Origin of the sequence: Labrenzia sp. CP4 (assembly GCF_001579905.1) — a bacterium.
Taxonomy (GTDB): Bacteria; Pseudomonadota; Alphaproteobacteria; order Rhizobiales; family Stappiaceae; genus Roseibium; species Roseibium algicola.
In genome coordinates, this window is sequence record NZ_CP011927.1 from 3,057,297 (window position 1) to 3,078,021 (window position 20,725).

14 protein-coding genes and 1 tRNA gene are annotated in these 20,725 nt (G+C 56.7%); 11 read left to right on the forward strand and 4 right to left on the reverse strand.

Features of this window, described 5'->3' with window-relative positions; translation table 11 throughout:
* Positions 1-268 precede the first annotated feature (268 nt).
* Complete coding sequence (locus ACP90_RS14255) at positions 269-1,429, forward strand: efflux RND transporter periplasmic adaptor subunit (protein WP_208984171.1); 1,161 nt, start codon at positions 269-271, stop codon at positions 1,427-1,429.
* Positions 1,430-4,585 (forward strand): multidrug efflux RND transporter permease subunit, encoded by a 3,156-nt coding sequence (locus ACP90_RS14260; protein WP_062488703.1) that lies wholly within the window; start codon positions 1,430-1,432, stop codon positions 4,583-4,585.
* Between the two features lie 238 nt (positions 4,586-4,823).
* On the opposite strand, the gene ACP90_RS14265 is transcribed toward ACP90_RS14260, so the two are convergent.
* Positions 4,824-4,899, reverse strand: a tRNA-Lys gene (locus ACP90_RS14265).
* Between the two features lie 371 nt (positions 4,900-5,270).
* Here ACP90_RS14265 and ACP90_RS14270 point away from each other — a divergent pair.
* From ACP90_RS14270 to ACP90_RS14280, 3 genes are all read left to right on the forward strand, one after another.
* Positions 5,271-5,564, forward strand: a complete 294-nt coding sequence (locus ACP90_RS14270) for a hypothetical protein (RefSeq protein ID WP_031268452.1) — start codon at positions 5,271-5,273, stop codon at positions 5,562-5,564.
* Between the two features lie 344 nt (positions 5,565-5,908).
* Positions 5,909-6,976 carry a TAXI family TRAP transporter solute-binding subunit gene (locus ACP90_RS14275; RefSeq protein ID WP_208993320.1) on the forward strand — a complete coding sequence of 356 codons (1,068 nt, stop codon included), beginning with the start codon at positions 5,909-5,911 and terminating at the stop codon, positions 6,974-6,976.
* A gap of 126 nt (positions 6,977-7,102) precedes the next feature.
* Positions 7,103-7,843: a cytochrome c biogenesis protein CcdA gene (locus ACP90_RS14280; protein ID WP_022998556.1), complete on the forward strand. Its 741-nt coding sequence runs from the start codon at positions 7,103-7,105 to the stop codon at positions 7,841-7,843.
* A gap of 70 nt (positions 7,844-7,913) precedes the next feature.
* On the opposite strand, the gene ACP90_RS14285 is transcribed toward ACP90_RS14280, so the two are convergent.
* Positions 7,914-9,077 carry a hypothetical protein gene (locus tag ACP90_RS14285; protein WP_145915776.1) on the reverse strand — a complete coding sequence of 388 codons (1,164 nt, stop codon included), beginning with the start codon at positions 9,075-9,077 and terminating at the stop codon, positions 7,914-7,916.
* A 284-nt stretch (positions 9,078-9,361) separates the two neighbouring features.
* Between ACP90_RS14285 and glmU the strand changes: the two genes are divergently transcribed.
* The 3 genes from glmU to ACP90_RS14300 all read left to right on the forward strand — a co-directional run bounded on the left by glmU (position 9,362) and on the right by ACP90_RS14300 (position 13,105).
* Entirely contained in the window at positions 9,362-10,717 is a 1,356-nt protein-coding gene (gene glmU / locus ACP90_RS14290) for a bifunctional UDP-N-acetylglucosamine diphosphorylase/glucosamine-1-phosphate N-acetyltransferase GlmU (RefSeq protein ID WP_062488705.1), read from the forward strand.
* Between the two features lie 117 nt (positions 10,718-10,834).
* Positions 10,835-12,661, forward strand: a complete 1,827-nt coding sequence (gene glmS / locus ACP90_RS14295; protein ID WP_062488706.1) for a glutamine--fructose-6-phosphate transaminase (isomerizing) — start codon at positions 10,835-10,837, stop codon at positions 12,659-12,661.
* Between the two features lie 3 nt (positions 12,662-12,664).
* Positions 12,665-13,105 (forward strand): GNAT family acetyltransferase, encoded by a 441-nt coding sequence (locus tag ACP90_RS14300; protein ID WP_062488707.1) that lies wholly within the window; start codon positions 12,665-12,667, stop codon positions 13,103-13,105.
* An 8-nt stretch (positions 13,106-13,113) separates the two neighbouring features.
* On the opposite strand, the gene ACP90_RS14305 is transcribed toward ACP90_RS14300, so the two are convergent.
* Positions 13,114-13,533 carry a YbaN family protein gene (locus tag ACP90_RS14305; protein WP_062488708.1) on the reverse strand — a complete coding sequence of 140 codons (420 nt, stop codon included), beginning with the start codon at positions 13,531-13,533 and terminating at the stop codon, positions 13,114-13,116.
* 122 nt (positions 13,534-13,655) lie between these two features.
* On the opposite strand from ACP90_RS14305, the gene ACP90_RS14310 reads away from it, so the two are divergent.
* Positions 13,656-14,393 (forward strand): DUF502 domain-containing protein, encoded by a 738-nt coding sequence (locus tag ACP90_RS14310; RefSeq protein ID WP_055654395.1) that lies wholly within the window; start codon positions 13,656-13,658, stop codon positions 14,391-14,393.
* A gap of 143 nt (positions 14,394-14,536) precedes the next feature.
* Here the strand turns inward: ACP90_RS14310 and recG are convergent, their stop codons facing one another.
* Positions 14,537-16,639: an ATP-dependent DNA helicase RecG gene (recG, locus tag ACP90_RS14315; RefSeq protein ID WP_062491631.1), complete on the reverse strand. Its 2,103-nt coding sequence runs from the start codon at positions 16,637-16,639 to the stop codon at positions 14,537-14,539.
* A 231-nt stretch (positions 16,640-16,870) separates the two neighbouring features.
* On the opposite strand from recG, the gene ACP90_RS14320 reads away from it, so the two are divergent.
* Together ACP90_RS14320 and mfd are read left to right on the forward strand one after the other, a co-directional pair.
* Entirely contained in the window at positions 16,871-17,188 is a 318-nt protein-coding gene (locus tag ACP90_RS14320) for a succinate dehydrogenase assembly factor 2 (protein WP_077292816.1), read from the forward strand.
* 17 nt (positions 17,189-17,205) lie between these two features.
* On the forward strand, positions 17,206-20,691 hold the full coding sequence (mfd, locus tag ACP90_RS14325) for a transcription-repair coupling factor (protein ID WP_062488709.1): 3,486 nt from the start codon (positions 17,206-17,208) through the stop codon (positions 20,689-20,691).
* Positions 20,692-20,725: the final 34 nt, after the last annotated feature.

The following is a 20,725-nucleotide window of genomic DNA, read 5'->3' on the forward strand; positions in this document are numbered from 1 at the left end:
TAGCCGGGAGACATGTTCCGTCCAAGGCTCTCCGGCTGGATTTGCTGCACTTTATCGCATTCAGAAAATTTGCCGACGCACAAACCATTAGGTGTGTTTCGTGATTGCCGTGTCGGGCAATGTATACGTGACTTTGAAAACGTTAAGGAATTTTTCCCGCCAAGACCACACGGCAAGGGCACTATTCACTTGTTGAATCAACCAGTCCTTTTATAGTGAACCCCAAATTATGCGCCTTGACCTGATGGTCGGACTGCGGAGTTCCCGAATGACTTTTTTGCCTTTTGCCTCTTTCCCTCGCAATTTTGCACTCGTTGCTGCAACCTCGGCACTCTTGGCCGCATGCTCCGACGACTCGCAAAAGGCCGCTCCGGCAGCGCCGCCACCATCGGTGACCGTTGCGAAGATTGCATCCCAGGATATTCGTCAAAGCGCACGTTTTGTCGGGCAAGTCGCTGCAATCGACCAGGTCGATCTCATGGCTCGCGTCAAAGGTTTCCTGGAAGAGAAAGCTGTGCCGGACGGCTCCGTCGTCAAGAAAAACGACCTGTTGTTCACGATTGAAAAAGCGCAGTATCAGGCCGCACTGACAAAGGCCAAGGCGGATCTTGCAAGCGCAAAGGCAGACGCTGCACTGAAGGCTGCCGACGAGAAGCGTGACAGGGACCTCCGAGACAAGGGGCATCTCTCCGAGGCTGCTTACGAAGCGACCTTGGCGCAAAAGCAACAGGCGGAAGCCTCTGTGGAGGCAGCGCAATCGTCTCTGCAGGAGGCGGAACTCAACCTCAGCTACACCGATATTTCGGCACCTTTCGACGGCCAGCTCGGCAAGACCACCTACAGCGTTGGCGAGGTCGTCGGACCCACGACGAATTCACTGGCCAGCTTGATCAGCCTTGCTCCTGTCTATGTCAATTTTTCCGTCAGCGAGGCGCAGTATCTCAACGCGGTCAAGACACACGGGATAAACCCTGCCGATATCCAGCCGGATGAGTCTCCAGACCTGAAACTGGTTTTGCCAAACGGGCAGGACTATAATGAAAAGGGCAAAATCGTTTTCATCGACAATCAGGTCGATACAGCGACAGGCACCATCTCCTTCCGCGGACAATTCGACAACAAGGACATCCGCCTGATTTCCGGAACCTATGTGACGGTGGTTCTCGAAGCGCCGAAAACGGAAACGGCGCTGGTTGTGCCGCAGGCTGCCATTCAAAGGGACCAGGAAGGTGCGTTTGCACTGGCAATCACGTCGGACAAGAAGGTCGAACAGCGATACGTGACACTGGGTCAGCAGGAAGGCACGGATTTCGTCGTCTCCAAAGGCCTGAAGGAAGGTGACGAGGTCATCATCGAAGGGTTGCAGAAAGTGCGCCCCGGCGTTGTCGTGAACCCGGTACTTGCTTCCAAGCCGGCGGAGAAAAGCTAAATGTTTTCACGCTTTTTTATCTACCGGCCGAAATTCGCGCTGGTCATTTCCATTGTTATCACTATTGCCGGTGTGCTTGGGTATCTGTCGCTTCCGGTTGAACAGTTTCCGAATATCACCCCACCGGTCGTAAATGTTACGGCGACCTATACCGGTGCCAATGCCGAAGTGCTGGAAGAAACTGTTGCCGCCCCAATCGAAGGGCAGGTCAACGGCGTCGACGACATGATCTACATGCAGTCGACCAGTAACGACAGCGGCAACTATTCGCTCAACGTTACCTTCGCTGTCGGAACAGACCCGGACATTGCCACGGTCAACACGCAGAACCGGGTCAGTCAGGCCAACAGCCAGCTGCCAAGCGATGTGACCAACAACGGTGTGACAGTGCAGAAAGCCAGCACGAACATGTTGCTGGTCATTACACTGTTTTCGCCGAACGGCAGTTACGATCCGGTCTTCCTGTCAAACTATGCCTCGATCAACCTGAAGGATGCACTTGCCCGTGTGCCTGGGGTTGGTCTGGCAGACGTCATGACCGACTTTTCCTACGGCATGCGTATCTGGCTTGATCCGGACAGGTTGACCAGCCTGGGCATGACGCCGACGGATTTCATCACCGCCGTACGTGACCAGAACATTCAGGTGGCTGCCGGTCAGATCGGCGCACCTCCGGTTCCGGACGGACAGCAGTTCCAGTACACGATCAAGGCAAAGGGCCGTCTGGCCTCACCGGAAGAATTTGAGCAGATCGTTCTGCGGACCGGTGCAGACGGCGCAGTCGTAACGATTGGCGATGTTGCCCGCGTCGAACTCGGCGCGCAGGTTTACAACGCCTCCGGCGAATACAACGGCAAGCCTTCCACAGTTCTGGCAATCTATCAGGCACCAGGCGCGAACGCACTTCAGGTATCGGAAAACGTGCTGGCTCGCCTGGATGAACTGGCCAAGAATTTTCCGCCGGACATGCAGTACGGCGTTCCCTTCAACACTACGGATTTCGTTCAGGCTTCTCTCAACGACGTCATCACCACGCTTTTCCTGACCTTCCTTCTGGTGGTCTCGGTGGTGTTCATCTTCCTCGGGAACTGGCGAGCGACAATCATTCCAACTGTTGCCATTCCAGTGTCGCTTATCGGCACGTTTGCCGTGCTGCTGGCACTTGGCATGACGCTCAACACGATTTCGCTGTTCGCACTGGTGCTGGCTATTGGTATCGTTGTGGATGATGCCATCGTCGTCGTGGAAAACGTGGAACGCATCATTGCCGACGAAGGCTTGTCGCCGAAAGAAGCCACGACGAAAGCGATGGAACAGATCACCAGTCCGGTGATTGCCACGACGCTGGTGCTGCTGGCGGTGTTCGTTCCGACTATCTTCATGCCAGGCATTACCGGCCGTCTCTATTCCCAGTTCGCAGTCACCATCTCGGTCTCTGTGTTGATTTCCTCAATCAACGCGCTGACGCTGTCTCCGGCTCTCTGTGGCCTGATCCTGAAAGCCCGTTCTGGCCCGCCGCGCGGCATCATGGGGCTGTTCGACCGTGGCATCACCTCGGTACGCAACGGATATACCGGTATTATTCGCCGCCTTGTTCGCTTCGCCGTGATTGGGCTTGCCGTTGTTGCAGGGGCGGTCGCCTTGATCGTGACACTCGGCGGATCACTGCCTCAGGGCTTTCTGCCTTCGGAAGACCAGGGCTACCTGATGGTCGACGTTCAGCTTCCCGATGGAGCGTCGTTGCAACGGACGGAGAACGTGACCAAGCAGGTGGTTGACCTGACCTCCAAAACGCCGGGTGTGGAAGACGTCGTCATTGTCAACGGCTACTCAATCCTCAACGGCGCAACGTCCTCGAATGCGGCGCTGGTGATTGCGACCATGAAGAACTGGGAAGACCGTCAGGCTCCCGACCTTCGCATTGACGCGATCCTTGCAAAGTTCTGGGCGGAATTCTCGACTATTCCCGGTGCGAATATCATTGCCTTCAACCCCCCGCCGATTCCGGGCCTTGGCACGACCGGCGGCGTTCAGGTGATGCTGCAACAAACCGGTGGAGGTTCGCCGCAGGATTTGTCATCGGCACTTGGCTCGATGATTTATTCTGCCAACCAGAGTGCCGAAGTTGGGCGCGCCTACTCGACTTTCCGGGCCAATGTGCCTCAGGTCTTTATCGATCTTGATCGTGAAAAGGCCAAAACACTCGGCATCAATGTGTCGGATGTGTTCACGACACTGCAGGCTTATCTGGGCTCGTACTATATCAACGACTTCAACATCTTCGGCCGGGTCTACAAGGTGATGATCCAGGCGGAAGGCAAGTTCCGCGATCGGGTGGAGGATATCGGTGCACTTTATGTGCGGTCGAGCGACGGCACGATGGTGCCCATGCGCAGCATTCTGACGACACAGAATGTCCTCGGTCCGCAGATCCTGACCCGATACAACATGTTCCGAGCCGCTGCCGTGATGGCTGATCCGGCACCTGGAGCCTCAACAGGTGTGGTCATCAACGAAGTCAATGCCGCGGGGGCTGAAGCCCTTCCGGACGGGTATTCTCTCGAGTGGACAGGTACAGCGCTTCAGCAGCTCGGATCGGGGCAGATCGTTCTTTTCATCCTGCTTTTGTCAATCTTGTTCACGTATCTCTTCCTTGTCGCTCAGTATGAGAGTTGGACGATGCCGATTGCGATCTTGATGTCGGTGTCGTTTGCAATCCTCGGGGCGCTTGTTGCGGTCTTTGCGACTGGGGGGGATGTCAACCTCTACACACAGATCGGCATGATCATGCTTGTCGGGATGGGTGCCAAGAATGCCATCCTCATCGTGGAGTTTGCGATGGAGCAGAGGGCCGATGGCAAGTCGATCAAGGATGCAGCAGTAGAAGCGGCTCATCTTCGGTTCAGGGCGGTCATGATGACGGCCTTGTCGTTCTTGCTGGGTGTCGTGCCTTTGATGACCGCATCAAGTGCTGGTGCGGCCAGTCAGAAGGCCATTGGCTTCGCGGTGTTCGGTGGCATGCTGTTTGCGACCTGCATCGGCATTCTCATGATCCCGATTCTTTATGTGAACATGCAGACCATGCGTGAAACCGTCAAAACTTGGTTTGGCGGAAAAGGAAAAACCCAGACGGAACAGGAGCCTGTTGCGTCCTGATGTGAGAAAATTTTCAATACGCAAACGGTTTTGCGTTGTTTGAATCTTACTTAAGGTTAGTTTGGCCGGGCGATCCAGATGGGTTGTCCGGCTTTGCTTTTAGGTCAAATGCCAGCAAGTTCTCAGGTCTCGGGATCGCGAACTTGGATAGTGAAAACACAGATCTCGTCCACCGTGCGACGCGCAAGCGGTCGATACTACAAGCTTAAAATTTTTAAGGCTAAGCTTTTGGAAATATTGGTGAGCCGACAGGGGTTCGAACCCTGGACCTACTGATTAAAAGTCAGTTGCTCTACCAGCTGAGCTATCGGCTCTCACCAATTTCCGAAGCGGTTCAGTGCGTTGTTGCAGCGCCACCGCGTTGGTGGCGTGTGTTTAGGCCGACCTTGAGGACAATGCAAGAGGCAAAATCGATTTTTTCAACAGGGTAGCAAAAAACAGCGTTGTTCAGTGGTCACTGTTGAAAACACACAACCAAATTCGGGAAATGGTGAATTCTCGCACATGTTATTAGCAACAACGGTCCTTCGATTGATAGTATTATCAAGTACAGTAGATTCTACTCTTTTTAACTCTAGTTGCTAATTTTCGCTTCTAAGAAAATAACGATCATTCTCCTGCGAAAACTGTCAGGTAGCGCAATAAAGCTATGTGAGGTAACGTTATCAGGCACATGAGAGGTTACATGCACACAACGACAATCGACACCCACACGAGCTCCGTCGAGTTCGATTTCGTGAAAGGGCACATCGCTGCGACGATGACGCTGATTCACGGATTGATCGACCAGGGCTTGATCGACCGGGAACGGCTCGACCTGTTTTTCGCGTCGTTTATCGGAGACCTACCGCATAGCCGGGAAACGCTCGGCTTGCGTCTCATCCTTGACCAGTGGCGGCAGGGCCTTCGCGACGGTGATGCTGAAGAAGAGCTAAAGGGGAAGCTCTTTGAGGTGATCCGGGGAGGGCGAAACAACTGACGCTGTCTGGAGTATGGCCGGTCCAAGGGGTTGGGGACCGTGGCATATTCTCGTCCGTAGCATTTGTTCAATCGAAATTTGTTCTGACCAGAAATTTTTTCAAACTGTTTGCGCTATCGGTCCGGTCATGGGCTCGGTAACTTGTCATTGAACCGATCGTCCCGAACTGGTGTTGACGCGTCGCCTTTGCTATCCCTTCGACATTGCGTAATCTTGCGGGTGCCTCGGCAGCCAGATGTGCAGGAGTCGCACTGCAGCGCCTGATGCTGGGTTGTTGTGGTCGGTGTGTAGCCGAGTTGTTGAAGGATACCGCCATATTTGTCGGCGGCAGAAGGGCGGAACATTTGGCAAAGTCTCTGGAGACCCTCGTAGCGACGCAGTGCTTTACGCGCCAGTTGTCCGGTTCCAATACCGCATGCAGCCTTCTTACCGCACTTCTGGGCGTGGGGTTGCTGGTTTTGAGCGGTGCAATCGCTGGCGTGCGTGCGGATGAACAGCATTTCATTACGATTGGCACCGGCGGCGTTACCGGCGTCTACTATCCGTCCGGCGGGGCGACTTGCAAGATCGTCAACATGACACGCGCCGACCACGGCGTTCGTTGCTCAGTCGAAACCACGCTGGGGTCAATTGCCAATATCGAAAAGATTCGTTCCGGTGAAATCGATTTTGGTTATGTGCAGTCCGACTGGCAGCATCACGCTTTTCTCGGGACCTCTGCCTTTGAAGAGGTCAGGCCGTTTGACGAGCTACGCTCCATATTTTCACTTCATGCCGAAGTCGCAACAATCGTCGTTCGAGACGAATCTTCTTATCGGGTCTTCGATGATTTGAAAGAGGCAAAGATAAATATCGGCAGCAAGGGATCGGGGTCTGCAGCTTCCTGGAACGCACTGATCAGCGGCCTTGGCTGGACGCAGAGCGATCAGGAAGATCTTGAAGAGCTCAAGACATCGGAGCTGTCTGAAGCGCTTTGTTCAGGCAGAATTGATGCCTATTTCGAATTGATAGGTCATCCGGCTGCGTTGATCGAGGAAACTCAGGCTCGTTGCGATATTCGACTGATTGGTATCGATGGCAAGGCGGTTGATGAGCTTTTGACAGAAGTTCCCTACTACATGCCGGCCGACATCCCTGCGGGCCTTTATGGTCTTTCGCAGCCAGTGGATTCCTTCGGCGTTGTCGCGACCTTCGTAACGTCTGCGCGCATGCCGGAACCGATCGTGACAACACTCGTAGAAGCGGTTTTCGAAAATTTCGACAGCTTCAAGCGTCTGCATCCTGCACTTGGCCGCCTGACCGAAAATGACCTGGTTGCCTACGGCATGCCGGCGCCGCTACATCCTGGCGCATTGACCTATTTCCAGGAAAAAGGCCTAGTGCCCGCAACCGCACCGGCCAAGGCAAACTGACCGGTGTTCACGGCTCTCCAAATGGTGAGCACCTTGTGTCTTTGGTCAAAGCGGGGAAGCGGCTAATAAGGTCGCTCCGAGCCTCGCCGGATTGCCGGTGGGCTGCCTGAACAACCGGAATGTCGAATGATCCAGGAAGTCACCATCATAGGCGCCGCGCTTGCCGGTGTCCTATCTTTTGTCTCGCCTTGCGTCCTGCCGTTGGTGCCACCTTACCTGGGGTTCCTTGCGGGCGTTTCGCTGGAGCAACTATCAGGTGAAGCAGAAGACAGCACGGCTGCATCGCGTCGGGTGTTTCTGAGTGCCCTGTTCTTTGTGCTTGGTTTTTCAACCGTGTTCGTTTTGTTGGGGGCGACTGCCAGTTTTCTTGGCCAGTTCATTCGCGCCTATCTCGATTACCTGAGCTATATCGCCGGCGCCGCGATCATCGTTATGGGCCTGCATTTCCTTGGCGTGTTCCGCATAGGCCTGCTTTACAAGGAAGCGCGTGTTCACGTGGAGAAAAAGCCTGCGGGTCCGCTTGGCGCCTATGTCATCGGCCTTGCCTTCGGATTTGGCTGGACACCTTGTGTCGGCCCAATACTGGCTGCCATTCTGTTTGTCGCTGGCGGAAAAGAAACGGTGGGGCAGGGAGCCTTGCTCTTGAGCGCCTATGCACTCGGCCTCGGTATCCCGTTCCTGATTGCAGCGCTTTTCGCTTCGCCGTTTCTCAAGTTCATGCGGCGGTTCCGCAAGCACATGGGTGTCGTCGAAAAGACCATGGGCGGCGTTCTCGTATTGACCGGGGTCATGTTCCTGACCGGGCAGATGGCGGTCTTGTCCTATTGGCTCCTGGAAACGTTCCCCGCGCTGCAGACCATCGGGTAAACGCAGCGCCAAGGTTCTTCGCCTTGGCGCATTGCATCGACCGACTGAAATCTAACGAGATTAGGTTGCCTTAAAACGCCGTGTCGCGAAATTCCGCCGCAGTCACGAGCGGGTCACCCGCGAACAGGGCCGGGTGACAGAGCTCAGTCACATCCAACAGGTGAAGACACGCAACGGCAGCGTCCGCCGCATTGGCAAACGGTCCGACCATCAAGGCAATACCGCCTTGAGGCGTATTTCGTTCCATCAGGAGGGGGCGAAGGTCACGCATGCGTTCCGCATTTTGATTCTTGAAATCGGCCCAGGCTTTTGCTGCTGCAGCAGTTGAGCTGTAGTGACCGATAATCGCCCCGAAATCGCTTCGCTTCAGTTTGCTGTCACCGCCACCGCGAAGCCGTCCGGCGGGACTGGAGGGCGTGATAACCGCAGGTCGACTTGTCGTCTGGGTAGGTGTTGCGTCGAACGGCTCCGGCGAGGGCGGTGTAGAAGGTTTATTGTCTTCAACGGCCAAGGGGATTGAACCTGTCGCTTGGGGTTCGCCACCTGGTGCGGGTAGATCTACCCTTGGCAGGTCGACTATCCGGACCGGTTCGGCAGGATTGAAACTTCGGGTAGGCGCGTCGACTGGAGCGGTTTCGGAATCGATGCTGACCATCCGGGGGGGCGCCTTGGGAACATCAAGGGCCGGCGTTGAAACCTGTTTCTTGGTGTCCGCCTGATCTGGTGCCGCAGAAGTCGTCTGGTTCAGCTTTGAAGCTTCGCGTTTTGCTTTTGGCGACGCTACGGGGACGGGAAGTGGTTTTTCCAGTTTTTCCGTCACCTCGGTGCGGACGATACCCGGGCTCGGTTCCACTGGTTCGCCGCTGTCTCTGCCAGTATAGTCCGCTTCAGAAAGCCTCGAAAAAGCAGCTTCCTTCTCCAGTGCAGCGATGCGGCGCGAATACGCAAGATTTTGTTCGGCAAGTGCGCTAAGGCGTCGACGCAACCCGACGATTTCTTTCTGCAGCACCGCGATCTGGCTCTGGTCCAGGCCGGGAAGGGGGGCGTGATCGCTATCTTCCGGCAACTGCATGACTTCTACCGGCACCCCTCTGCCGGAAGGTGACGTGATGGAGGCAGTTGAACCCACGCTTCCGATTGGGGGCAGAGTTATTCCCGTCGGGAAATCGAACTTCGGTGTGAACTGGCCGTGGGCGTTGCTGAACTGATAGGAAGCAAGGCCGACAGTTCCCATGCAAACGGCCGCAAATGCCCAGGAAAGCAGGCCGACACGCGAAGGCGTGAACGTATCCCGGACAACGTCCCGAACAGATTTTTGTGCCTTCCGTTTTGCCAAAAGTCCTGCTTTCCGAGCCTGAAACCGAATCTCAAAGAAGATACCTCATCAGGTGTGCATTATGGTTAATGAAAAGCAAACCGAAGCACTCAGGAAGTCAGATCTTTCAATGTTCTGTGGATCGGGGCATATAGAGGCCGACTTGTGTGGGTGATGCCCGAAAAATTGACAGTGGACCTTTGATGACTTCCCGTTCTTGCCTTTCGATTGTTCTGGCCGCCGGACTTGGCACCCGGATGAAATCCAACCTGCCAAAGGTGATGCATGAGATCGGCGGACTGCCGTTGGTCGGGCATGTGGTAAAGGCCCTGAAACAGGCTGGCTCTGACCGAATTTCCGTCGTAACCGGCCCAGATATGCGCGAGCTTGAAAAGCTGGTTCAAAACCTTGCACCGGAAGCGCATTGTCATGTCCAGCACGAGAGGCTGGGTACGGCTCACGCGGCGCTTGCCGCCCGTTCTGCGCTGGCCTCGCCTTCGGACGATGTCCTGATCCTGTTCGGCGACACTCCACTGGTGACGGCAGACACGATAGGCAAAGTTCGACGGGCCTTGTCGGATGGCGCAGATCTGGCCGTGCTTGGGTTCGAAACCCAACAACCATTCGGCTATGGCCGGTTGTTGACCGATAACGGGCAACTGGTTGCCATTCGGGAAGAAAAGGACGCCTCGGACGCAGAACGGAGGATCACGTTCTGCAACTCCGGCATCATGGGTTTCTCGGGGCAGCATGCACTCTCGTTGTTGGATGCGATTGGCAATGCCAATGCCAAAAACGAATTTTACCTGACGGACGCGGTTGAAATCGCCAACAGCAGGGGCTTGAAGGTTGTTGCGGTTTCGGGTTCGGAAGTCGAAACGCAAGGCATCAATACACGTGCTCAGCTGGCTGCCTGTGAAGAGGATTTCCAGGTTCGTATGCGTAATTTCGCTTTGGAAAACGGCTGCACATTGCTTGCGCCGCACACGGTTTATTTCTCGCATGATACCGTTCTGGAATCTGATGTGGTTGTAGAGCAGAATGTCGTCTTCGCCCCGGGGGTAAGGGTCGCAAGCGGAGCAAGGATCCGCGCCTTCAGTCACCTTGAGGGAGCATCCGTTGGCAGGAACAGCGCTGTTGGCCCCTATGCCCGTCTGCGGCCAGGCACGGTTCTGGGGGCCGACACGCGTATCGGTAACTTTGTCGAAGTCAAAAACACGACCTTCGAAGACGGTGCCAAGGCCAATCATCTCAGCTACATCGGCGACGCAAGTGTCGGTTCGAAGTCGAACATTGGTGCTGGCACGATTACCTGCAATTACGACGGCTACCTGAAACACCGGACAGAGATTGGAGCGGGCAGTTTTGTCGGTTCCAATTCCACGCTGGTGGCACCGGTCAGCCTCGGCAGTGGGTCTTTTGTCGCTGCCGGAAGCGTGATCACCGATGATGTGGACCAGGATTCCATGGCATTTGGCCGCGCTCGGCAGATCGTCAAGGAAGGCAAGGCAAAACAGCTGCGGGAGCGGCTGAAGGCTGCCAAGGAAACCAAATCCTGACTTTCATACATTTCTCGACCCTTGTCATTTAATGAAACAGGGATTGATTTCTGGTTGGCAGGCGCTGTCGTCTAAAGCAGTGCGGTCCGTTGGATCCATTTTTAAAGGGCTTTTTGCATGTGTGGCATTGTTGGCGTGTTGGGAACGGTTGATGCGGCGCCGCGGATCGTGGATTCGCTGAAGCGGCTGGAATACCGGGGCTATGATTCTGCTGGCGTTGCCACATTGGTGGATGGTGCCATCGTGCGCCGCAGGGCCGAAGGCAAGCTGCGCAATCTTGAAGCTGTTCTCGAAAAGTCGCCCCTGACAGGCATCTCCGGGATCGGTCACACACGGTGGGCAACACACGGCGCACCAACTGTTGCCAATGCCCACCCGCACCAGGCCGGCTCGGTTGCCGTCGTTCATAATGGTATCATCGAAAACTATCTGGAACTGCGAGAGGAAATCGTCGCTGCCGGCGCCGTGCTGGATACCGAAACCGACACAGAAGTCGTGGCCCATCTGGTGAATCTGGCGATGGCCAAGGGACTTTCTCCTCGCGATGCTGTTGCACAGGTTCTGCCGCGCCTGAAGGGTGCTTTTGCATTGGCGATGCTGTTTTCCGGTGAGGAAGATCTTCTTATCGGTGCCCGCAAAGGATCGCCGCTTGCTGTCGGGCATGGAGACGGGGAAATGTTCTTCGGGTCCGATGCCATCGCCCTGTCGCCGTTTACCGACCGGATTACCTATCTTGATGAGGGCGATTGGGCTGTCATCACTAGGGCGGGTGTTGAGATCTTCGATCAGGCGAACCAGCCTGTCACGCGCCCGGAAGCAAGGTCGTCTGTCACCTCCAGTCTGATGGACAAGGGCAACTACAAGCACTTCATGGCCAAGGAAATCCACGAGCAGCCGGAAGTGCTGGGCCATACGCTGTCACGCTATTTCGATTACACGACCAAGCGGGCCCGCGTGGAAGGGGCTGACCAACTCAAATTCAAGGACCTGTCACGCCTGATCATTACGGCCTGCGGGACAGCGTATCTTGCCGGTCTGGTGTCCAAATACTGGTTCGAGAAATACGCCCGTCTTCCCGTGGAGATCGATATCGCCAGCGAGTTCCGCTATCGCGAAACACCGGTGAGCGACAAGGACACGGCGCTGGTGATTTCCCAGTCTGGTGAAACTGCAGACACGCTCGCCTCACTGCGCTACTGCAAGACGAATGGTGCCACGATCGGCGCGATCGTCAATGTGCCGGAAAGCACGATAGCCCGGGAAGCCGACAGGGTTTTCCAGACCATTGCCGGACCTGAAATCGGCGTTGCCTCGACAAAGGCCTTCACGTGTCAGCTTGCGGTGCTCGCCGGTCTTGCCCTGCAGGCCGGACGGGAGCGCGGCGTGCTGACGCCGGAGCGGGAGCAGGAGCTTGTCGCGGAATTGATCGAAGTGCCGAGCCTCGCTCTCAAGGCCCTGGCCCGTGAAAGCGATATCGAGAAACTGGCGCATCCGCTCTCGAAGGCAAGCAATGCACTTTACCTCGGCCGGGCAACCAATTTCCCGCTTGCACTGGAAGGCGCGCTGAAGCTCAAGGAGCTCTCCTACATCCACGCAGAAGGCTACGCTGCCGGGGAACTCAAGCACGGTCCTATAGCTCTCATTGATGAAAACATGCCGGTTTTCGTGATCGCGCCCTTTGACGCGATTTACGAGAAAACCGTTTCCAACATGCAGGAAGTGGCCGCGCGCGGCGGACGGATCGTGCTCATCACAGACGAGCGCGGTGCGTCGGAGTGTGGCAATGCGGCCGAAAATACCGTCATTCTGCCGGACATGTCGGATATCGTTGCGCCGATCATCTACGCGTTGCCTGTTCAGCTCATTGCCTACCACACGGCTGTCTTCATGGGCACCGATGTCGATCAGCCGAGGAACCTGGCCAAATCCGTGACGGTTGAATAGTCCATGGACAGCACAAGCACGCAAGATCGGGTTTTGCCCTTCGAGGAGCGGTACAGGGCTGACGTCATTGCGCTCTGGGAGAAATGTGGCCTGACGCGCCCCTGGAATGATCCGGACAAGGACATCGACCGCAAGCAGACCGACGAAAACGGAGCCTTCTTCGTACTTCTGCGCGGGGACTGGCTTATCGGGTCCGTCATGGCCGGGTATGACGGCCACCGCGGGTCGATCAACTATCTTTCAGTCGATCCCGAATGCCAGACAGTCGGCCTTGGGAAAATGCTGATGAGCCGCTGCGAGGCATTTCTGATTGCGCAGGGCTGTCCGAAGATCAACCTTATGGTACGTCAGGACAACGACAAGGTTCTGCGGTTTTACGAACAACTCGGATATGCGGAGGAAAGCGCTGTTTCCCTTGGGAAACGGCTTATTCCAGACATTTAGCCGCCGACCTATGACGGATCCTTGCAACCGTCGGGAGGGGTGTTGCCCGGGCCCGATGGACGAGACAGGACGTAGGCTGCGCAGCCGATCATGAACAGTCCGACACCTATGGCAAGCCACAGGTCAGGATGGGCTGAAAGATAGAAGACGCAATATCCGAAGGTCATTCCGGAAATGGCGAAGATCTTTGCCTTCGGCGGGATCGCGCCGTGTTCGCGCCAGGCAATCACTGGCGGGCCGAAGATAGGGTGGTTGAGGATGCGCGCCTCAAGTGCGGGAGAGGATCTGGCAAAACAGGCAGCGGCAAGGATGAAGAAGATCGTGCTCGGCAGAATGGGAAGGAACGCACCGACAATCCCGAGGCCGACACATCCGGTTCCCAGAAGTTTGAACGTGGTCCGCCGCAACACTGCCTCCAAATCCGGCATAATTTGAATACATCGCTGAAAAATAAATCAAGCGAAGGATACCGCACTGCGATAAAGATGCTTATCTAATTGCGGGTCAGTTGAAAAGACGAGCACACACAGGGAAGTTTCGGGTTTAACCCATGAGCCGACACAAACATAAAGCAGAAGACGCGCACAAGATAGGCCATCGGCCGGGTGCGGCAACACGTCTTCGCAACTACTTCCTGACAGGGCTGGTCATCGCCGGCCCGATCGGCATTACCCTGTGGTTGACCTGGACCTTCATCAAATGGGTGGATGGCTGGGTCAAGCCGTTTGTACCCAAGATCTACAATCCGGACACCTACCTGCCGTTTCCGATACCCGGTTTCGGGCTCATTGTTGCAGTGTTTGTCCTCACGGTCGTCGGCTTTCTTGCAGCAAACTTCCTTGGGCGCAGTCTTATCTCGGTTGGCGAAAAAATCGTCGGTCGCATGCCGCTCGTTCGTAACATTTACAGTGGCTTGAAGCAGATTTTTGAGACAGTGCTTGATCAGCGCGGAAGCAGCTTTACCACAGCGGCGCTGATCGAGTATCCACGCAGAGGCCTCTGGGCGATTGTGTTCATCTCTACCGACACCAAGGGCGAAGTGGAGCGCCGGCTCAAGGACAAGGCCGATACACTTTCCGTATTCCTGCCGACCACGCCGAACCCGACATCGGGTTTTTTGCTTTTTGTTCCGAAGGAAGATGTGATCGAACTGGACATGAGTGTCGAAGATGCCGCAAAGCTCGTGATCTCGGCTGGTCTGGTCAATCCGAAATATCCGGAAATTCTCGCAGACGATATTGTCGATCCTGCGCAGCTGGAGCGGGTGAGAAGCTCTGAAGACGCCTGAGTGCGTTAGCAAGCAATGTAATCCATTATTCGCTTTGCCCTACGTCGTCAGGCGTTCTTGCAGATATACGTGCGATTGGCTCAAATGGCTGCCGGTGTAGTCGTGCCGACGCCTGGGTATTGACTTGCTGCTGTTCGATCGTGTCAGCCGGCCCTGAGGAGCCTGATCGCGGCATCGCGGCCGAACAGATACAAAAGACAGCGCAGAGCTTCGCCGCGTTTTGTTTTCAGATCCGGATCCAGTTCAAGGATAAGTCTCGCGTCGTCGCGTGCTACTTCCATCAGATCGGCATGTTCGTCGGCACGTGCGATACGAAAACCTGGCGTGCCGGATTGCCGGGTGCCGAGAATTTCACCACCGCCGCGAAGCTTCAGGTCTTCTTCCGCGATCAGGAAACCATCGTTGGTCTGGCGCATGATGTTGAGCCGTGCGCCAGCCGTTTCTCCAAGCGGTCCCTTGTAAAGAAGGACGCAGGACGAAGGCTTGTCACCGCGTCCGACACGGCCTCGCAGCTGGTGCAATTGCGCGAGGCCAAAACGTTCGGCGTGTTCGATCACGATTATGGTGGCATCGGGCACATCGACGCCGACTTCAATAACGGTTGTTGCCACCAGCACCTTGGTTGCGCCGGACTTGAAGTCTGCCATGGCGGCATCCTTTTCGTCGGCGTTCATGCGGCCGTGGACCAGTGAGACGCGTTGCCGAAGAGCATGTTCCAGAACCCGGTGACGCTCCTCAACGGCGGCCAGGTCGATCTTTTCGGATTCTTCCACCAGTGGACATACCCAATAAACCTTCTGTCCGTCGGCGACCGCTGCACCAACCCGGCCAATGATCTCGTCCAGTCGGTCCAGGGACACTGATACGGTGGTGATGGGCTTGCGGCCCGCGGGCTTGTCCGTCAGGCGCGACACGTCCATGTCGCCAAAGCCGGTCAGCACAAGCGTTCTCGGGATAGGGGTGGCGGTCATGACCAGAACATCGACGCCGTTGCCCTTGGCTGAGAGGGCGAGCCGTTGATGCACACCGAAGCGATGCTGTTCGTCTACGACGACCATGGCCAGATTGCGAAAGGTCACGGTTCCCTGGAAAAGGGCGTGGGTGCCGACCACGAGGTCGATCTCACCTGCGTCCAACTGTTCCTGTCGAAGGCGACGTTCCTTCTGGCTGTCCTTTCCGGTCATCAGGGCAAGGCGAATGCCTGCCTTTTCGCACAATGGCAACATCGACGCGTAGTGCTGGCGGGCGAGAATTTCCGTCGGGGCCATCAGGGCCCCTTGCGCACCGGTTTCTATCACCTGTGCCAGGGCGGCAAGCGCAACAACGGTCTTGCCGGCGCCGACATCGCCTTGCAGAAGTCGCAACATGCGTACTGGTTTGGCGAGGTCTTCATTTATTTCTTCGATCGCTTTTGCCTGACTGCCGGTCAATTGAAACGGCAGTGACGCTATCACCGCTTTTTGCAGTTCCCCTTTGGGGCTTCGCGATATTCCGCCAAGCGTACGCATGTGTGCCCGCACCATGGCAAGAGCCAACTGGCTGGCGAGCAGCTCGTCATAGGCGAGCCGCTGCATGAAGGGGGAGGCGGGGTCGATGTCGTTGCGTTCATGCGGTGCATGCAAGGTCTTCAAGGCTTCTGCGAAGTTCGGCCAGCCAGTCTGGTGAAGATGGGCGTCATTCAGCCATTCCGGGAGGTGAGGCACACGGTCGACAGCCGCCCGCACAGCCTTTTGCAGGGTTTTGGAGCTCAAACCGGCGGTTAACGGATAGACCGGTTCGATCGCCGGCATTTCTTCCGCTTCCTCAGGTTTCAGCGAATAGTCCGGGTGCACCATCTGAGGGCGCTCGTTGAACCATTCGACCTTGCCTGAAACGATTCTTCGTTCGCCTTCGGGAAAAGTTTTCTCCAGCCAGTCACGGCGCGGGTGAAAGAAGACAAAGGTGATCTGGCCTGTCTCGTCGTAGGCGTTGATCCGGTAAGGTGCTTTCGAATGCCGGGGGGGCGCTATGTGCCGGCCGATGGTGACATCCAGTGTGACGATGTCGCCATTTTCCGAATAGGCGATGCCCGGGCGGTGCCGCCGGTCTATAAGACTATGAGGTATATGAAAAAGCAGATCAGCAACGGTCGCGTCACGGTCCGGCTGGCTGCCGACGAGGCCGGACACCAGCTTTTCGATCTTTGGTCCGATTCCAGGCAAAGTCGAAACCGGGGCAAACAGGGGATCGAGGACCGGCGGGCGCATGTTCGGCGTGTAAACCTTCGAGAGACGGCAGGGCATTCGGTATCACGAACCCCTGTTCTGCCACGAAGGCGGAGCGCCGCGCAACAAATAGAACATTCTGTGAACTGGGCGCTGACAAGCTCGCTCTCTGGCGCTATATAACCGACACGAAATCACTCGTCCGGCCGATATCGGCGAAAACAATACTGCCTTTGCCTTAAAGCCGGTCAGATTCTCACAGGTTTGTCTCTCATGTCCGAAATGTCCGGCGCACACGTCGATACCAATGGTGGCGAACGGGATTCCCGGCGCAAGAAAATACTGTTTCGGTGCTGGCATCGAGGCATGAAGGAAATGGATCTGCTGTTGGGTGGATTCGCGGATGCCAAGATCGACAGCCTTACGGAAGAAGAACTCCTCGAACTCGAGCACTTGCTGACAGCGCATGACCAGGATCTGTACGCCTGGATGACAGGTCGCAAGCCCTTGCCGCAGGAGTGGGACGGTCCGCTTTACCGCCGCATCATTGCCTATCATGAAGCCGCCGGTCCGGCCGGGTTCGGCAGATAACAACAAGGACGCCAGCTGTGTTTGACAGCCTGCTGAAGGATCAGGCCAACGTGACGCTTGCCGGCGTTCCGGATGGGGCCGAAAGCTACGCTCTTGCAAGGCTGCTTGCCGAAACCCGGGCGCAGGGCCTTTCCCTGGTATTTGTCGCTCGCGACGCCACGCGCATGGCCATGGTCAGCGAAGCACTTCAGTTCTTCGATCCAGAGGTCGAAATCCTGCAGTTGCCCGCCTGGGATTGCCTGCCATACGACCGCGTATCGCCCAATTCTGCGATCAGTGCACGCCGCTTGCTGGCGCTCGGCCAACTTGCGCGTGGCATGACGGACGGCAAGAAAACCGTACTGATGACAACGCTTAACGCGGCACTTCAGCGTGTCCCCGAGCGCTCTTTCATGGCCGACCAGACCTTCTCCATGGCACCGGGTAACCGGGTCGACATGGGAGCGATCTCCACATGGCTGGAGATGAACGGTTTTTCGCGAACTCCGACCGTTCGTGAAACCGGTGAATATGCTGTTCGGGGCGGTATTGTCGATCTCTTCGCGCCTGGAGCGGAGGAGCCGGTGCGGCTCGATTTCTTCGGCGATACCCTTGAATCGATCCGCTCATTCAACGCGGAAACACAGAGAACCTCCAAACAGCTGAAACGCCTTGACCTGGTTCCGATGAGCGAGGTCGTATTGTCCGAGGAAGCCATCTCCCGCTTCCGTCGTTCCTATCTTGCCAATTTTGGCGCAGCCAGCCGAGAAGACGTGCTCTATCAGTCGATCAGTGACGGTCGCCGATACGCAGGCATGGAGCATTGGCTGCCACTGTTCCACGACCGACTGGAAAGCCTGTTCGATTACATCGGCGATACGCCTGTCGTTCTGGACACCAGCATGAGTGACGCGGTCCGCGAACGCGTTGACCAGGTCACGGAATACTACCGCGCACGTCAGGAAGCGCGCGAAATGGGGACAAGCGCCGGAACGGTGCCTTACATGCCGGTTGAACCGGCCAGTCTCTATGTCACCGAAGAGGAATGGCGTGCAGCTGTCGCCGACCGCGCAAGCGCCGCACTTGATCCCTTTACGCCGCCGCCAGGCAGCGGCAAGACGATTGTCGAACTGGGTGGGCGTCAGGGCCGGAGTTTTGCTGCCGAAAGGGCAGCGGGCGACATCAACATTTTTGACGCGCTGACTACTCACGTGCGTCAACTGCAAAAGCAGGGCAAACGCACGGTGATTGCCTGCTGGTCGGAAGGTTCGCGCGACCGACTCGGCCAGATTCTTGAAGACCATGGTCTTGGAGCGGTCAAGAATGCGGACACGTTGAAGGACATCGAGGGCCTTCCCGCCAAGACAACCGCGCTGTGTGTACTGGGCATCGAGCATGGCTTTGAGCTCAATGACGTCGTCTTCATCGGCGAACAGGACATTCTCGGCGACAGGCTGGTTCGCAAGTCGCGTCGCAAGTCCAAGGGCGCCAACGTCATTACCGAAGCGACGGGCCTTTCGGAAGGCGATCTCGTCGTTCACGTGGACCACGGTATCGGCAGGTTCATCGGTCTGAAAACGATCGAAGCAGTCGGCGCGCCGCATGACTGCCTGGAACTTCAATATGCCGGAGGCGACAAACTCTATCTTCCGGTCGAAAACATCGAGCTTCTGTCCCGCTATGGCTCGGAAGACCAGGAAGCCCAGCTCGACAAGCTCGGTGGTGGTGCCTGGCAGGCACGCAAGGCCAAGCTCAAGAAGCGCATTCTGGAAATCGCCGACGGCCTGATCAAGACAGCAGCTCAACGCGCTCTCAAGACTGCGCCGGTGGTGGAAACACCGGAAGGCGTCTACGACGAGTTCGCGACGCGATTCCCCTACGAGGAAACAGACGATCAGCTTACGGCGATCGATGCGGTTTTCGACGATCTGTCATCAGGGAGGCCGATGGATCGGCTGGTTTGCGGCGACGTTGGGTTCGGCAAGACGGAAGTGGCACTTCGTGCAGCTTTCATTGCCGCCATGTCCGGGCGCCAGGTTGCGGTGGTGGTACCTACCACTCTTTTGGCCCGTCAGCACTTCAAGACCTTCTCCGAGCGTTTTCATGGTCTGCCGATCAACGTAGCCCATGCATCCCGCCTGGTGCCCACCAAGCAACTGAGCCTGACCAAGAAAGGCATCACGGACGGATCAGTCGATATTGTCGTCGGCACCCATGCGTTGCTGGGCAAGTCCATCGAATTTCGGGATCTCGGCCTGCTTATCATCGACGAAGAGCAGCATTTCGGGGTCAAGCACAAGGAGCGGCTGAAGGAGCTGAAATCGGACGTTCACGTGTTGACGCTATCGGCGACACCGATCCCGCGGACCTTGCAGCTTGCGCTTACCGGGGTACGCGAACTGTCGCTGATCGCAACGCCGCCGGTGGACCGACTGGCAGTGCGCACGTTCGTTTCGCCGTTCGATCCATTGGTGGTTCGAGAAGCCCTTCTGCGCGAGCATTACAGAGGCGGGCAGAGCTTCTATGTTTGTCCGCGGCTTGCCGACATTGCAGAGCGCCTCGAGTTCCTTGAAAATCAGGTGCCTGAACTGAAAGTGGCGGTCGCCCACGGCCAGATGCCTCCGGGGGAACTGGAAGACGTCATGAACGCCTTCTATGAGGGCAAGTACAACGTCTTGCTGTCGACAACGATCGTGGAATCCGGGCTGGATATTCCAACCGCGAACACGTTGATCGTACACCGGGCGGATATGTTCGGCCTTGCGCAGCTCTACCAGCTGCGCGGTCGTGTCGGCCGGTCCAAGACCCGCGCCTACGCGCTCTTTACGGTTCCAGCCAACAAGACGTTGACAGCGACTGCCGAGCGCCGATTGAAAGTCCTTCAGTCTCTCGAGACGCTGGGTGCAGGCTTCCAGCTGGCAAGCCACGATCTCGACATTCGCGGGGCCGGGAACCTGCTTGGTGAGGAGCAGTCCGGGCATATCAAGGAAGTCGGATTTGAATTGTACCAGCAGATGCTGGAAGAGGCGGTTGCCCAGCTCAAGGATGGTGGCGCGGATTTTGGCGACGAGCAGTGGTCGCCGCAAATCAACATCGGCACGCCTGTGCTTATCCCGGAAAACTACGTCGCCGACCTGCAACTGCGTCTGCAGCTTTACCGCCGTTTGGGCGATGTCACCGAGGCGGAGGAAATCGATTCCTTCGGCGCGGAACTGATCGACCGCTTTGGACCGTTGCCGGAAGAAGTGCAGCATCTCCTCAAGATCGTCTTCATCAAGGGGCTTTGCCGCAAGGCCAATGTCGAGAAGGTCGATGCCGGGCCGAAAGGGATCGTCATCACGTTCCGCAATAGCGAATTCTCCAATCCGGCCGGTCTGGTTTCCTACATTGCCGAGCAGGGTGTCCTTGCGAAGATCCGACCGGATCAGAAGGTGGTCCTGACGCGCGATTGGGATAAAACCGACGCACGTTTGAAAGGGACCGCAACGGTGCTGACCAAGTTGGCGCGCCTGGCAGCCGCCTGAGGCAGAGTTCGCCGGCTCGCTCAGACGTGTGGAA